This window comes from Dehalogenimonas sp. THU2, from assembly GCF_039749495.1.
Classification (GTDB): domain Bacteria; phylum Chloroflexota; class Dehalococcoidia; order Dehalococcoidales; family Dehalococcoidaceae; genus Dehalogenimonas.
In genome coordinates, this window is the sequence record NZ_JBDLLU010000021.1 from 1 (window position 1) to 15,516 (window position 15,516).

A 15,516-nucleotide genomic window follows, 5' to 3' on the forward strand; every position below is an offset into this window, starting at 1 on the left:
ACCCGGATCAACAACTTCGCCGAAGTCATCAAGTATTGCGCTAAACCCTAAGCGTAATTTGCCAATACAATTCTTCCTCCAGGTACCAAAACGACGGCGGACGGTTTATTAGCCCTTGATATAAACTGGTTGAATCGCCATGGCGGTCTTGTTACCGGGCGGTCTTTATCTGTTAGCTGGTCACGTCGAGGTGAACCTTCTGGCAATATCAGTGTTCGCGCCGTGGAACGGTGGCTCGTCCTTGAATACCGGTATCCTGCGCCAAACGGCGAGTGGCAACCCGTTTCAGAGGCGGTGCTGATCTCTTGTTCCCATTGCCATTATGGAGGGTGACCCTCCCCCCATAAAGACCAGTGAGGGTTCGCGGGAAGTGGCCTTGGATAGGATTGTACTTAGTGCAATGATAGGCTTCCCGCTTAGAGAAAATCTGCGAATTGCCAGGCTTGAGGTTCTATCCCAATGTCAGAGTAAACCTCCGATTCGTTTATCCTGCAACTTCCGTCCTTGAACGTGACAATACCACCCCATAGCTTTTTATTGTAATTCTGATTTTGTTCTTTAACATAGCGGGCAAGGGCTTCGGCTTTTTCTTTTGCAATTTGGGCAGTAAAACCACTTTTCGTATCAAATAGACCAAGCCTCCCATCTTTCATTCTTACAATGAAATCAACATAAAAAGCCCTCTCAACTTGTATTTGATCCAAGTATTTGATCGCAAAGTATTTGTTTTCCCCTTCTCCGTTCTTGAACCACCATTTAACTTTGTTATTGGGGTCCTCCAATAGATCGATAAAAAGTCTTTCTGGTTTATTCATATCTTTGAAATACGGTGGAGACATTATGGCCTTCTTATATCCCATTTGTTTGAATCTGCTGTTGTAACTAATGGTTAAGGGAACATTCCAAACCGAGCAAATAGTATCCTTCTGAACAGAAAGATTGTAAACTACCTTTCTCTCGTACTCTTCTTTTGCTTTATTTAAGTTGTTAGTGATCAACTTGTTATTATGGTTGCCTAAAGCAATTATTTGAATCTTAGAGTAATCGATAATCCCAGACACCCCTTCGAAGTACTTATATGGTAGTTTCCTTTGCGTTTTTACCACAGTTTCCCCGGATTATCATTTAGCTCGTTATACCATTTGCAGAAACCTTTAAAATCGGTGTTGGTTCTGGAAAAAGTTATGCCATGATCCTTATCGACTCCAGTAATATGCAATATTGAAAATTGCTTACGGCTATCTTCGAAAGTTACCCAGTAGAACTGTCCATCTAGGTTTTCCGTGAGTTTCCATAAGGCAGTCACTTTCCGCCAGCAGCGATTCCAATACCGGTTAGGACTACTTTCATGGGGGCGAACAGTCTCACATCTCAAAAACTCTATGACGACCCAACCTTGTTTGGAATGATAAAAAATTGAATCAACGTTAAAACCATGCGTATCCTTTCCATTGAGAGCTTCGATGATAAGTTCCATCGAAGTATCTTCAGATTTCCGGATCGGCTTTGAGTCAGTCGCCATATTATTTTTCCTTAAATATTCTTCTGTAGACGTTTAAAATCGCTTCCGGAATCGGGCATAATTGAACTCTATCTTTTAAATGGTCAAATTCAGTTTCAGGGACGGAACTATCAAGGGAGAAAACGTATGTATGGAAGTATCCGTCAACCCCAAGTGCCACATCGATAAATTCATCAATTGCATCCATATCAAATATTATTCCGACATTAACTTTTGAGTTTTTGAAAATCTTGAACCCACTGCCCTCTGCCACTTTCACATATGCGTCCTCTTTAACGCACAACATCTCCGTAGATTTTTCTACGATTGTTTTCTTATTCATGTCAGTTGGTGCTGATTCAACGAAGTCGGTTTTGAAGTATTTCAAGTTGCTGCGAAGGGGTTGGATTTCTGAATTATCGACACTGTAACCACTAATGACTTTAGCGATTCTTGGATAACAAACATCAGTGCAAATATTTTCTTCATTGTTTGTGCAAAGAATAAATTTTCTCTTGCCCCCATCAGTGTCGTTAAGATCAAGAACCGCATGACCAGTGGTGCCCGATCCAGCAAAAAAATCGAGAATTACGGAGTCTTTATCAGATGAGATCAGAAGTAAATCTTTGATCAAATCAAGCGGTTTTGGATTGTTAAAAATTTTACTCCCAAATAATCGTTTTATCTGCGCAGTTCCATTCCCGCTGCTATATTCTGGTTTATAAAACAAAGTTTTGGGTTTCTTGGTGGGCAAATCCCCCAGCTTGGGACGTTGTTTTTTGTAAATAGAGACACTGCTACCAGTTCTTGAAACGATTATATTGTATGGTTCGCTGGCAACCTTCTTTTTTTCCCATCTCCAAGTCATCTCTTGATTGCCAGTAATTGGTAACAACGTCGTGTCATTCATGCCCCGTCTCGCTAGAGGGATCTTATCATCGTTTGTGACATACACTTGATCTTCGTCGGTGATAAAGATGGGGTAGAATAAATTTCGACGCTTATGCCTGGGGGCATTGACTCCCGTGGACTTTAGATTAGCCCCTTTCTTAAAATATCCGTAATCATCTTGTTCCCAATCTTCGAAGCCTTCGTCATCCACAAGGAATTCTCCGACGTGAGCGTGTTTTCTGCTTTTAGCGTACACGAGAACATATTCGTGAGTTCCCGCAAAACCGAATTGGTCATTGTTACCTTTAAGATTTATCACGGTTGGTAATATAGCGATGTGATTAGCTTCGTTGAAAATTTCATCACAAAGAAGTTTTAGTTGGGCAACCTCATTATCATCGATTGAAATAAAGATAATCCCTTGCTTTTTTAACAGATTCAGACATAGTTTTAACCGCTTCTCCATAAATGAGAGCCACTTACTGTGGCGGTAACCATCTTCAATTTCAACCCATTTGTCGTTATATTTGAAATCATTATGTCCGGTGTTGTACGGAGGATCGATATAAATGACATCAATTGCCATGCGATGCGTAAAATTCAATACAGCCAAAGAGTGATAGTTATCACCTTCGATAAGAATATTATTCGGAAGCGAGAGATCAGTTAAGATATTATTCTCTTTAACCTCCTTCAGAACCGGCAATTTATTCTGTGAGTCTGTAAATTGTTCCTTAGTGTTCGAACCATCCCAGTTAAGGTAATAATCAAAACATTCTTTGGTGCTATCCCGTTCCCAAACCAAGCCATACGTTTTTTGTTTGCGGAGGGCATCGATCTCTTTAATTAGATCTTCCCTGTTCCAATTCTCATAATCTTTCTTTTTGGACATTTTCAACCTCAGAATTTACTGCGACTCTCTAGTGCGGTATTATCATCAACTGCGTCGCTCATAGGACTGATTCACTTTTTCCACTAGTCGGACAGATATACAGTTTCAGACCGTCTCACGGCATCACGCTCTATGCCACTCCCCCCATTAACTGATTGTTATTTGAATAGGCATTGCTCTTATATTCAATAACATCAAAAAGGATCATGATTTCCCTCTCTTCATTATTCGACACATGCCTGACCTGCCACCACCCATGATACCAGTTGTTAAGTAGTTGCTGTGAGCGTAATGGCTTCTGGATCTGGCGGCTTATTGCCAAGGGAGAAATGAAGTCGCACGCTATTGTCCTGCGCAACATAGAAAACAAGTCCCTTTGGTTCAGGTTATTATAGGGTCGTATCAAACAAGCCGCAAGGCATTACCGTTTTGGAGTGTAAATAAGCTCACTGAATTTGTGCAGACTAACCTGTATTTTCATTTTGAAAGAACAAAGGTGAAAATTTCCCCTGTCCGCCTGATAGGCCTTTGAAAGTGTTGTGTAACATTAGAGCCCTAATGTTACATTTGGCAATCGTGAGCAATCGTACCGAGTACGAACACACCGAAGACCAGCTCCCGGTTCCGGGGGCAAATTTTTTCAAATTTTGCGGGTGTTCACCTTTATCGGTAATTCCCAGCTATTGTAAATCTAACCGATTGCCCACCTCTCAATCGCTCAGCTATAATGTCGAAGAGCTGAGAAGGTTCTATATGATAGCGAAACGGAAGTTTTTCTTTTTCTGGGAAAACGGTGATATCAAGTTATTATGCTCTGACGATCTTACTTTTTCCCCAAAGACACAAAGTATTGTTGAACTGAAAATTGAGGGGGAATGACCTTACCCCACGAGTAGCTACACCATGGACTAGAGTCCCACGGCCGTTTCAGTATACTCCTGCGGGGTAGCTCCTTTCAATGAGCTGTGCGGTCTGACTTCGTTATAGTCTCTCCTCCAATCTTCGATGATCTCGCGGGCGTGCTTCAGGCTCATAAACCAGTTCGTATTCAGGCATTCATCTCTCAAACGGCCGTTAAAGCTTTCGACGTAGGCATTCTCAATAGGTTTACCTGGCCGAATGAAGTTGAGCTTCACGCCGCGGCGATATGCCCATTCATCAGAGAGGAACTGACGCTTACAGGAAGAAAAGGAAATCAGTCGTTAAACAGTTGATCTTATTTAACATTCATCAATTTTGATATTTCACCCCTGTCAATAGCAACTATCAAGACTTCACGAAAGTGGTGGATATTTCCCCAACACCGGTATCGTGGACATATCAAGGTAATACAGCCCAACGATGTCGAACCCAAAGTATTTTGTCCAGGTAGCGGGAAAAACCTCGTTATCTGATTGAGGTTCTACAAAAACTATTCCTCTGTCAGACGTCTCGAAGGCAAGGATCATGTGATTGTACGGAGCATCCAATTTAACGATGACCGGAACGGCATTGAACCCAACTTGGATCGCGTGAGCCCAGGTAAAAAGAGCGTATTCTTTACAATCAAACACCCCCACACCATATTTAGCTTCATTTGTTTTATCGTTCTCAAGGAACCTAGCTAGATCTGCATAGGTTCTACTCTCTATCGTCTGTCCAACATTAACGCTGAAGGCATCAACATCTTGTGGTGTCCGTACGTCCCAGAGACTGACCCCAATCACCACATAGGTGAAAAAGGCAAATCCGCCAAATATACCTAAAGCCAAGCCGAAAAATAATGTGAGAACACTTTGAGTTATTGGTTTGCTAGGTTGATCATAAAAAAGGTTGGGTAAAAAATCACGGCTGTTGTTCAAGTGGTGTTCCCTCCGTTAAGTTGGCGCTGATGCTGACATCTAACTTAAGATCATTTTATGATCCCCAGAATTAATAGCTTAATCGAGATACTTCGGTCCCTTGGTCATTGTATAACACAGCCACATCTGGGCTTGAATTATTCCAAACTGCCGTGCCATACCCAAAACTGAATCCACCGTATTGTAGATGAATCTGATTAGTATAAACCCTGATTTTTTGACCAGGTTGGATGATGAAACTTGGGAACTTGAACGATGGATATCCTTCTGAAATATCCTTAAGAACCCAACCAGCTAAATCAACTGGCGTATTACCCAGATTAGTGATTTCCACATATTCATCAGATTCAACGCTTGGCACTGAGCCATCGTAGAATATATTGGATATTTTTACACCAGAAGCCCCGGACGGTGATGTCGGAGGAATGGTAGGCGTTGGAGTTGGGATTGGTATCGCATTTGGTGATTGGATACTACTCGTTGTTCCAGTGGATGTCACAATTATAGTTCCATTAGTGTCGGTGCCATATATCATTACTCCCACCTCAACCAACCTATCTATGGTGACCTGGTGGGGGTGCCCATAGCTGTTCCCGGTTTTGGCCATGTATATAGCAATCTCTGGCTTCACCTTGTCTAAGAACGTCGCTGATGTGGCAGAAGATGATCCGTGGTGACCAACCTTCAGAACGTCAGACTGTAATTCCAATCCAGCGGAGATCATTGAGGCTTCTGATGTCAAACCAGCATCTCCAGTGAATAGGAAGGCCTGAGTGCCGTATACCATACGCAGGACGATGGAATTTTCATTAGTGTCGTTACTGAGAGATGTCGGATTGAGGACAAAGAGGTTCAGGCTACCAATCGTGATGGTATCACCGCGTTTTGCAATATGATTAAGTGAACCTTCGGCGCTCATCCTACTCATGAAGTCTCGGTATGTCGCCGATGTTGAAGTATCGCCATTATGCCAGATCTCATTGACCTTGAAGGTTTCGAATACTGCGATAAGCCCTCCAATATGATCAGCATGAGGATGAGTAGCAATCACAACTTCGAGATCGCCATCGACATATTGTTGAAGGTATTGAATAACACCTGGTGAACGATCTCCCCCATCGATGAGAATTTCAATGGTGCCGTAGTCGATGAGAATGGAGTCGCCTTGGCCGACATCGATGAAGTGGACCGTTAGATTACCCATGATTGCCGTAGTAGTCGTTGGCGGTGGTGTTGACGGGGGCGTTGTCGTAGAAGGAGGAGCGGTTGTTTGTGGGTTGGTGGAAGCAGTAGGATTTGTTGATGTGGGGGGATTGACATTTGTAGCTGTAGGACTACACGCGAGGGAACCAAAAAGCAGCCCCAATGAAAGTATAATCGCTAATACCGGTTTAATGAAACGGTTCAGGTTCATACCTCACGAATCGATTTTTAGTTTAGCCATTATACTATACAAATTAATTGTTGGTGCGTCTTAAGGCAATTTACCGCAATCAGATTAAAATAGGTCTTACAACATCTCCGGTTGTGACCTGCCCCCATCCGTGATACCAGTTGTTAAGTAGTTCCCTTTTCCAGAATATATTTATTTCCCAAACCCGCCAATATCCCATTGACAAACCGCCCTCCCCGGCCTTATTCTATATCCGGCGATAAGTAAAGATAGAACAGGAGTATCTTGTTGAGTCAAGAAGACGGATCCACTGCGCCCCGCCGCCGGGGCGGTCAACCCGGCAATCAGAACGCCCGCACCCATGGTTTCTATTCGGATTACGCCCGGTGTCTCCGCGCGGCTAAAGAGGAGAAGGCCCGCCGGATGGCGGCGCTTTCCGCCTCGGAGCGGGAACTGGCTGTGGCCAGGGCCAGGCTGGTTACGGTGCTTGAAAAAACCCCTGATAACACCCGCGTCATTTTACTGGCTGTGGGCGCGGTTGCCCGAGCGTACGTCGCCAGCCATCGGCACGGCGGCGCTTTGAAAGCCGGTATCCTTGATTTCCTTCGACAGGCTGATCTGCCGTCGCGTCTGACGGAATCCGCATTGGATACGGCGGTGTGGGCGGCGCGGCTTTCCCCGGAACCGGGATTCGACTCAATTATCGAATCCCACGTTTAGCCCAAAGCTGAGAATCGGAATTGTTTTATGAATTTTCATTTTTTGGGTGACGGTGATGTCGCCGAAAGCTCTACGTAACACTCATCGATGAGCCCGCCGGGGAGGGATGCCGTTTGACACCCCGATAAACCGTGGTTAAACTTAAATCATCCCCCATAAAGGAATGAATATGCCTGAAATCATCGACGTCGCCCATCACCTCGACGGCAAACTGGGGCGTTACCTCGCCGACCACCTGGAGATCCACCTTGAGGAAACCGAGGCCAGCGCCGTGTCCTACCGCGGTCGGGAACTGGAAACGGCCACCCGCACCCGGGACGCCGGCGGCAATGTCCGCGCCCTGGTGAATGGAGGGTGGGGCTTCTCCAGCTTCAATTCGTTGGAAGACATCGAGCGGCGTATCGAGCAGGCGGTGGAGCAGGCACGCCTGGCTGGCAGCGGGAGCAGCGAACTGGCTCCGGTACCCCCGGCCACCGCTGAGATCGTCATCGATGAGCGCCACGATCCCCGGCGCGTCAGCTTGGCGGATAAAAAAGCCCTGCTGGACGAATATAATGAAGTGCTGTGGTCTATCCCCGGTTTGCAGACTACTTCCATCGGCTACGGCGACAGCCGCAAGCGATCCATACTGCTGACCTCCGGCGGCAGCTTCATCAGCCAGGAACGGGCGGATATCACCCTCCGGGTGAACGCGGTGGCGGCCGGCGGCGGGGAGGTGCAGCAGTCCGGCATCTCCATGGGCAGCCGCGGCAACTTCGAGGACATAAAGGGGCTTCATAGCCGGGTTAAAGAGACCGCCGAACGCGCCGTGGCCCTGCTCAAGGCGCCCCAGGCTAAAGGGGGTGAATACACCGTAGTGCTGGATCCGGTGCTGGCGGGCGTGTTCGTCCACGAAGCCTTCGGTCACTTGTCGGAAGCCGATCACATCTATGAGAATCCTCAGCTTAAAGAGGTCATGGTGCTGGGGCGGGAGTTCGGCGGTGCGCATCTGAACATCATCGACGACGCCACCATGACGGACCTCCGGGGCGGTTACGCCTACGACGACGAGGGCACGCCGGGGCAGCGGGTGCATCTGATCCGGGAGGGCAGACTCACCGGACGGCTGCATTCACGGGAGACGGCGGCCAAGATGAAAGAAACGCCTTCCGGCAACGCCCGGGCGATCTCTTTCCGGCATCCGCCCATCGTGCGCATGGGCAACACCTTCATCGAGCCGCGGGATGTCACCTTCGACCAGATGATAGGTGATATAAAAGAAGGTATCTACGCCCGTAACTGGTACGGCGGCACCACCTCCATGGAGATGTTCACCTTCTCCGCCGGCGAAGCCTTCATGATAAGGAACGGCAAAGTCGAGGAACTGGTGCGGCCGGTGGTCCTTTCCGGCAATGTCTTCGATACTTTGAAACGCATCGACGCCATCGGCGACGACCTGGATATGAACCAGGGCGGCGGCTGCGGCAAGGGCGGCCAGTCGCCGCTGGCGGTGTCCAACGGTTCACCGCATATCCGTATCCAGCGCTGCCTGATAGGAGGCCGTTAATCATGGGCTTGTCACTTGAAAAACTCCTGGAAAAAGCGGCCGCGGTAGCCGAGCAGGCCGACCTGTATATAGTGGAAAGCGAAGAAACGCCGGTACACTTCGAGGCCAACCGCCTGAAAAGCCTGCAAGCCAAGCAGAGTTCCAGTGTCACCCTGCGCATCATCAAAGACGGACGGCTCGGCCTTGGGGTCAGCGCCCGGCCGGATGACGGTGAGAACATACTGGCCATGGCGCTGGAGACGGCGCGCTTCGGCCAGCCGGTGGATTTCGATCTCCCCGGCCCGCAGGATTATCCCGGGGTCGATACATGGGATGACGCGGTACTCAAAGTCAGCGCCGCCGAGATGGTCGAGATGGGTAAACGGATGATCTCCGCGGTCACTGAACGTTTCCCGGACGTGCTGTGCGACGGCGGCGTGGAGACGGCGCGGATGTCGGTGCGGGTGATGAACTCCCGCGGCGGCGGCACAGCCTATAAGAAAACGGTCATGGGTATCGGCGTCCAGGGCACCTGGGTGCGCGGTACCGATATGCTCTTCGTCGGTGACGGCGAGGATGACTGCCGCATTATCAACAATTCTGACGAAGTTATCGCCAACGTGCTGACCCAGCTTGAACGGGCCAGCCGGAACGTCCCGGTGCAGTCCGGCGAAATGCCGGTCATCTTCACCCCCTCCGGGGTGGCCAGCGCCTTCATACCGGCCCTGGCCTCGGCCTTGAACGGCAAGCTGGTGCTGGAAGGCGCCTCGCCGCTGGCGAAAAGGCTGGGCGAAACGGTCTTCGACGAAAAATTCTCCCTTTACGACGATGCCACGCTGCGGCTCCGCCCGTCATCCCGCCTGTGCGATGACGAAGGCGTGGCCAGCCGCCGCCTGCCGCTTATAGAGAACGGCCGGGTGACCAGCTTCTATTATGATCTGAAAACCGCTGCCAAAGCGGGCACGGCCAGCACCGGCAACGGCAGCCGCGGGCGGGGCGGCGCACCGTCGCCGTCCATTAACGCCCTCACCCTGACCCCGGGCGATACCAGTTTCGAAACCCTGCTGGCCGGCATCGAAGAAGGTCTGGTCGTGGAGTACCTCATGGGCGCGGAGCAGGGCAACGTCCTGGGCGGCGACTTCTCCGGCAACGTCCTCTTAGGTTACAAGGTGGAAAATGGTAAAATAACGGGAAGGGTCAAGGACACGGTTGTAGCTGGCAACATCTACAAACTCCTGAAGAACATGACCCTGGCCTCGGACGCCCGCTGGCAGGGTAATCTTTTTACCCCGTCCATCTTCTGCCCGGCGGTGTCGGTGGCGGCGAAGTAGCTGCGAGTTCCAAGTTACGAGTTATATAGCGTAAAGGAAATATTAAGTGACCAATCTGGTAAGGATACACGCCCGTCCCAAGCTTAAGGAACCATATATGCTGGCCGCCTGGCCGGGTATCGCCAACGTGGCCATGATCGTAGGTACCTACCTGGCGCATAAGCTCAATCCCAAACCCCTGGCCGAGGTGGTGGCGCCGTACTTTTTCGATCCCATCGGCGTGCTGGTGCAGAATAACCTGGTGGAGTCGCCACAGTTCCCGGAAAGCCGGTTTTTCTACTGGAAGAACAAGACCGGCAAACGGGACCTCATCCTGTTCCTGGGCGACGACCAGCCGCAGAGCAAGACCTATGAACTGGCCCATACCGTCATCGACGTCGCCGAGCGCTTCGGCGTCCGCCGCCTGTACACCTGTGCCGCGGCGTTGACCCGCATCCATCATTCGGAACAGCCGAAGGTGTGGGGCGCCGCCACTACGGAGAGCCTCCTTGAGGATATCAAAACGCATAACCTGGTGCTGGGGGGGGACTTGCAGATCTCCGGTTTGAACGGCCTGCTTCTGGGAGTGGCCAAGGATCGGAAGCTAGATGCCATGTGCCTGCTGGGCGAAGTGCCGCATTACGCCTCGCGCTTTCCCAACCCCACCGCCGCCCTGGCCATCGCCGAGGTGCTGCTCAAGATGCTGGATATCGATATCCCCCTCGATGAACTGAAGGAACAGGCGGCCGAAGCCAACAGCCGGCTCAAGGAGATGGCCTCCGAGGCCATGGGCGATTACATCGACTATTTTACCGAACCCATCTGGGAGCGCGGCGGCGAGTTCGAGGAGGATGAAGAGGATGACGAATCCGGCTCACAGAACTGACGGCGTCGAACCGTCATTCGAAAGCGTGCTTATAAAGCTCGCCGACACCGATGAAAAGCTTTCTAACGCCGAGATAGCCGCCCTCAGCCTGGCCTCTCCGGAGAAGGCGGCTCTTTTCAGCCGCTACTGGCCGGAAACTCCCCCGGAGCGCAAAGCGCTGGCGCTGGGGCGGATGCAGGAACTGGCCGAGGACGACGCCACGCTGGATTTCAGCGCCCTTTACCGCCGCATGCTGGGTGACCCCCTGCCGGTGGTGCGCGCGGCCGCCATCGAAGGTCTGTGGGAGACGGACGACCCTTCCCTGATCCGTAAAGTGTTACCGCTGATGGAATCTGACCCCGACGCCGGGGTGCGCGCCGCGGCGGCCGAGGTGTTGGGAAAATTCGTCATGCTGGCCGAATACGGCAAGCTCAGCTCAGAGACGGGGGATCTGCTTGCCGAAAAGCTGCTAAGTGCTTTCAACGATCCCGGTGAGGAGATTGAAGTCCGGCGGCGAGCCCTGGAAGCGGTGTCTTATCTTTCCCGGCCCGAAGTACGCCAGGCCATTACCGCGGCCTATGATTCCGGCGATCCCGTTTTCCGGGGCAGCGCCCTTTTTGCCGCCGGCCGCAACCTGGATCCGGGGTGGCTGGATATTCTCCTCGATGAGTTGTCCAGCGATTTACCGGATCATCGTTATGCCGCCGCGGTGGCCTGCGGCGAGTACGAGGATGAACTGGCGGTGCCGCAGCTCGTCCGCCTGACCGTGGATAACGACGTCGATGTGAAGATGGCGGCCATTGTCGCGCTTGGCCGGATCGGCGGGCCGGATGCCAAGAGTTGCCTGGAAGAGCTGGTTGAATCCGATGACGAGGCAGTGCGTGAGATGGCCGTGCAGTCATTGGAAGACCTGGCCGCCGGCGCCGATGTCCTGGACTTTTCCGCCGATACCGACGAGTAAAACGATGCGGGTTGAAAAAAAACTGCCGAAGATAGCCCTCCGGGCCAAGCGCCTGGATGATGCCGCGCTGGACTACCAGTGGCAGACCGACCTTGAGTTTTCCCGTCTGCACGTCCAGCCGCCGCTGACGTTGTCTTTCACTGAGTTCGCGGCCGAGTACGCTATCATACTCAAAAACCAGTGGCCGGGGCGTATCCAGTTTGCCATCGAAACCGGGGAAGGGTTGCATATCGGAGACTGCGCCTGCCATAACATCAACCGCGCCACCAAGGAGGCCGAGATTGGCATCAATATCGGCCGGCGGGAGTACTGGGGGCAGGGGTACGGCGTAGCGGCGCTCAGGGGACTGGTGGATTACACCTTTCGCCAGACCGATCTGCAGAAACTGCGTTTGCGGACGCTGCCTGACAACCTGAGGGCGCAGCGGTGTTTCGCCAAAGCCGGTTTTACTGTCGCCGGTTCGGTAAGGGAAGGCGAAGTGTCGTTCGTCCAGATGGAACTGACGCGCCGCGACTGGGAGAAGCAGGCTGAAAAACAATAATCGGCGAAAATTCCCAAAACTCTGTTTCCGCCCTCACGATTAGCCAAACGTCGGAGCGGATGCCCTTAGACCCTTGACAAGCCCTTGGCGGCTATGATATTATTCTACTTCGTCAGCGATTGACGGAGCACCTTAACAACTGGATAGCGGAAGGAAATAAAGCCAATTTTATTGCAGCGTAAATTCGTTTTTTAAATAGCTTGGAGAGTTTGATCCTGGCTCAGGATGAACGCTAGCGGCGCACCTTATGCATGCAAGTCGAACGGTTCCGACGCAAGTCGGGATAGTGGCAAACGGGTGAGTAATAGATAAATAACCTGCCTTTAAGTGGGGGATAACACTTCGAAAGAAGTGCTAATACCGCATGTGATGCTCTTTCATAAGAAGGATCATTAAAACCGCAAGGTGCTTGAAGAGGGGTTTGTCTCCGATTAGCTAGTTGGTGGGGTAACGGCCTACCAAGGCAATGATCGGTAGCTGGTCTGAGAGGATGGTCAGCCACACTGGAACTGAGACACGGTCCAGACTCCTACGGGAGGCAGCAGCAAGGAATCTTGGGCAATGGGCGAAAGCCTGACCCAGCGACGCCGCGTGAGGGATGACGGCCTTCGGGTTGTAAACCTCTTTTCTCAGGGAAGAATAATGACGGTACCTGAGGAATAAGTCTCGGCTAACTACGTGCCAGCAGCCGCGGTAATACGTAGGAGGCGAGCGTTATCCGGATTTATTGGGCGTAAAGTGGGCGTAGGTGGTCCTTCAAGTCAGATGTGAAATCTCCCGGCTCAACTGGGAGGGGTCATCTGATACTGTTGGACTTGAGTATGGCAGGAGAAAACGGAATTCCCGGTGTAGTGGTGAAATGCGTAGATATCGGGAGGTACACCAGAGGCGAAGGCGGTTTTCTAGGCCAAAACTGACACTGAGGCCCGAAAGCGTGGGGAGCGAACAGGATTAGATACCCTGGTAGTCCACGCCCTAAACACTGGGTACTAGGTATAGGGAGTATCGACCCTTTCTGTGCCGAAGCTAACGCTTTAAGTACCCCGCCTGGGGAGTACGGTCGCAAGACTAAAACTCAAAGGAATTGACGGGGGCCCGCACAAGCAGCGGAGCGTGTGGTTTAATTCGATGCTACACGAAGAACCTCACCAGGGTTTGACATGTTAGAAGTAGTGAACCGAAAGGGGATCGACCTGTCAAGTCAGGAGCTATCACAGGTGCTGCATGGCTGTCGTCAGCTCGTGCCGTGAGGTGTATGGTTAAGTCCTGCAACGAGCGCAACCCTTATTGCTAGTTATATTCTCTAGCGATACTGCCTCGCAAAACGGGGAGGAAGGTGGGGATGACGTCAAGTCAGCATGGCCCTTATACCCTGGGCTACACACACGCTACAATGGATGGTACAATGGGTTGCCACCGGGCGACCGGGAGCTAATCCCCAAAACCATCCTCAGTTCGGATCGCAGGCTGAAACCCGCCTGCGTGAAGTCGGAGTTGCTAGTAAACGCGTGTCAGCATAGCGCGTTGAATACGTTCTCGGGCCTTGTACACACCGCCCGTCACGTCATGAAAGCTGGTAACACCTGAAGTCGATGGGCTAACCCGCAAGGGAGGCAGTCGCCCAAGGTGGGACTGGTAATTGGGACGAAGTCGTAACAAGGTAGCCGTAGCGGAAGCTGCGGCTGGATCACCTCCTTTCTAAGGATGTTGAGAACTTCGGTTCTCCATTCCTAGGTCGATCTTCGACGCAAGTCGAAGTACAAAATTGACCCGAATTTCCTTCCGCTATCCAGAGGTTAAGGTCTCAGTGTTTTAAGATGCTTTTTAGCGGCGAGTCAGATCTGACTCGCCGCTTGATTTTAGTAACGGTACTGGGTTAGAATTACCTTCGTTCGTTTCATCCCCCGGGCCATTAGCTCAGTTGGTTAGAGCGCGGTCCTGATAAGACCGAGGTCCCTGGTTCGAGACCAGGATGGCCCACCATTTACGATTAAAAAGCGGTTTCCGGCCTTCCCCAAGCCGAAACAAATATGGTTGTAGAACTCGGTCTTGCACAGAATTCACACGATTGCGCAGTCACGGCTCTAGACCTCGGTCTTTTAACAAATTCCGAGCAATTACCTAGCTTATTAAAGCTATATCTCTATTCATGCCAGGTCGAAGGAAAAGCCACCGGAACATTGGACGGATATTCTAGACGGATTCAGTCATTTATCGACTTTCTGCAGTCAGCTCAGTTACCGCTGGAATCTTCTAAGATCCAACCGAATCATGTAAAGCTGTATTTCTATTCACTTTACGAACGGAAGCTGGAGCCGTCCACCATCAATGTCCACTATCGGGCATTAAAGACTTTCCTGCTGTGGCTGAAGGGTGAAGGTTACGTCACTGCTAATCTGATGGAGCGCCAGAAGCCTCCTTCAATTCCCCGGAAGGTAGTTAAGCCGTTCAGTATGGGAGACATAAAGAATATGCTGACGATCTGTTCCGGCAACGGCTTCCTGGACATCCGCAACCGGGCCATCATTCTGCTGCTGCTGGATACCGGGTTGAGGTTATCAGAGCTGGCCAATATCCAGCTGGCCGATATAAATCTGCAAAAAGAGACAATCCGGGTAATGGGTAAAGGCTCTAAAGAGAGATACGTGAGGGCGGGTCGTGATGCTCAGAAAGCTCTTTACAAATACCTGCTGCAACGCAAGGATAGCTACCCATGCCTATGGCTGACCGAGGAACGGACACCACTGGCCAAAGGATCCATCCAGACTTTCATCAAGCGGATCTGCAAGGAGGCAGGGGTGAAAGGCTGCCGGCCGGGACCGCACACTTTCCGCCATACCTTCGCTACCAGGGCGTTGATGAATGGTGCCGGTGAGTTTGAGGTGCAGTCATTACTCGGTCATAGCACCTTGGTAATGACTCGTAGGTACACTTCCGGTAGTGTCCCGTCAAGTGGTGTAAATTCATGATTGGTGGTTTCCCGAATCATTAAGGTTGTAAAGCCATGATAAGGGGTTCCTCCTGCGCCCCTTCCAGCGTTTTCTTCATCGAATCCACAGAAAAGTAGCGACGTCCG

Annotated in this window: 13 protein-coding genes, 1 tRNA gene, 1 rRNA gene and 1 pseudogene; 10 read left to right on the forward strand and 6 right to left on the reverse strand. The window is 51.0% G+C overall.

What is annotated here, in order from left to right:
- Nucleotides 1-416 precede the first annotated feature (416 nt).
- The 6 genes and pseudogenes from ABFB09_RS09040 to ABFB09_RS09065 form a co-directional block, all read right to left on the reverse strand.
- Entirely contained in the window at nucleotides 417-1,106 is a 690-nt protein-coding gene (locus ABFB09_RS09040; RefSeq protein WP_347001174.1) for a hypothetical protein, read from the reverse strand.
- On the reverse strand, nucleotides 1,100-1,477 hold the full coding sequence (locus tag ABFB09_RS09045; protein ID WP_347001175.1) for a hypothetical protein: 378 nt from the start codon (nucleotides 1,475-1,477) through the stop codon (nucleotides 1,100-1,102). The genes ABFB09_RS09040 and ABFB09_RS09045 overlap by 7 nt, the downstream gene beginning before the upstream one ends.
- Nucleotides 1,478-1,523: 46 nt before the next feature.
- The gene (locus ABFB09_RS09050) at nucleotides 1,524-3,284 is read right to left on the reverse strand and encodes a site-specific DNA-methyltransferase (RefSeq protein ID WP_347001176.1); all 1,761 of its coding nucleotides are present in this window, start codon (nucleotides 3,282-3,284) and stop codon (nucleotides 1,524-1,526) included.
- A 908-nt stretch (nucleotides 3,285-4,192) separates the two neighbouring features.
- Nucleotides 4,193-4,444, reverse strand: a pseudogene (locus ABFB09_RS09055) (transposase); the annotation flags it as partial.
- A gap of 114 nt (nucleotides 4,445-4,558) precedes the next feature.
- A complete protein-coding gene (locus ABFB09_RS09060; protein WP_347001177.1) occupies nucleotides 4,559-5,125 on the reverse strand; it encodes a hypothetical protein in 567 nt (188 codons plus the stop codon).
- A gap of 70 nt (nucleotides 5,126-5,195) precedes the next feature.
- Nucleotides 5,196-6,329, reverse strand: coding sequence for a lamin tail domain-containing protein (locus ABFB09_RS09065; protein WP_347001178.1), 1,134 nt, complete (start codon nucleotides 6,327-6,329; stop codon nucleotides 5,196-5,198).
- Here ABFB09_RS09065 and ABFB09_RS09070 point away from each other — a divergent pair.
- From ABFB09_RS09070 to ABFB09_RS09115, 10 genes are all read left to right on the forward strand, one after another.
- Nucleotides 6,328-6,603 carry a hypothetical protein gene (locus ABFB09_RS09070; protein WP_347001179.1) on the forward strand — a complete coding sequence of 92 codons (276 nt, stop codon included), beginning with the start codon at nucleotides 6,328-6,330 and terminating at the stop codon, nucleotides 6,601-6,603. The genes ABFB09_RS09065 and ABFB09_RS09070 overlap by 2 nt on opposite strands.
- Before the next feature lie 203 nt (nucleotides 6,604-6,806).
- Complete coding sequence (locus tag ABFB09_RS09075; protein WP_347001180.1) at nucleotides 6,807-7,238, forward strand: hypothetical protein; 432 nt, start codon at nucleotides 6,807-6,809, stop codon at nucleotides 7,236-7,238.
- Nucleotides 7,239-7,407: 169 nt separating this feature from the next.
- Nucleotides 7,408-8,784 carry a TldD/PmbA family protein gene (locus ABFB09_RS09080; protein ID WP_347001181.1) on the forward strand — a complete coding sequence of 459 codons (1,377 nt, stop codon included), beginning with the start codon at nucleotides 7,408-7,410 and terminating at the stop codon, nucleotides 8,782-8,784.
- 2 nt (nucleotides 8,785-8,786) lie between these two features.
- The gene (locus tag ABFB09_RS09085) at nucleotides 8,787-10,094 is read left to right on the forward strand and encodes a TldD/PmbA family protein (protein ID WP_347001182.1); all 1,308 of its coding nucleotides are present in this window, start codon (nucleotides 8,787-8,789) and stop codon (nucleotides 10,092-10,094) included.
- Nucleotides 10,095-10,140: 46 nt separating this feature from the next.
- On the forward strand, nucleotides 10,141-10,959 hold the full coding sequence (locus ABFB09_RS09090) for a PAC2 family protein (RefSeq protein ID WP_347001183.1): 819 nt from the start codon (nucleotides 10,141-10,143) through the stop codon (nucleotides 10,957-10,959).
- Nucleotides 10,934-11,899, forward strand: a complete 966-nt coding sequence (locus ABFB09_RS09095) for a HEAT repeat domain-containing protein (RefSeq protein ID WP_347001184.1) — start codon at nucleotides 10,934-10,936, stop codon at nucleotides 11,897-11,899. The genes ABFB09_RS09090 and ABFB09_RS09095 overlap by 26 nt, the downstream gene beginning before the upstream one ends.
- Nucleotides 11,900-11,903: 4 nt before the next feature.
- Entirely contained in the window at nucleotides 11,904-12,440 is a 537-nt protein-coding gene (locus tag ABFB09_RS09100) for a GNAT family protein (RefSeq protein ID WP_347001185.1), read from the forward strand.
- Nucleotides 12,441-12,637: 197 nt separating this feature from the next.
- A 16S ribosomal RNA gene (locus ABFB09_RS09105) occupies nucleotides 12,638-14,138 on the forward strand.
- A gap of 208 nt (nucleotides 14,139-14,346) precedes the next feature.
- A tRNA-Ile gene (locus tag ABFB09_RS09110) sits at nucleotides 14,347-14,423 on the forward strand.
- Between the two features lie 47 nt (nucleotides 14,424-14,470).
- Nucleotides 14,471-15,409 carry a tyrosine-type recombinase/integrase gene (locus ABFB09_RS09115; RefSeq protein ID WP_347001186.1) on the forward strand — a complete coding sequence of 313 codons (939 nt, stop codon included), beginning with the start codon at nucleotides 14,471-14,473 and terminating at the stop codon, nucleotides 15,407-15,409.
- Nucleotides 15,410-15,516: the final 107 nt, after the last annotated feature.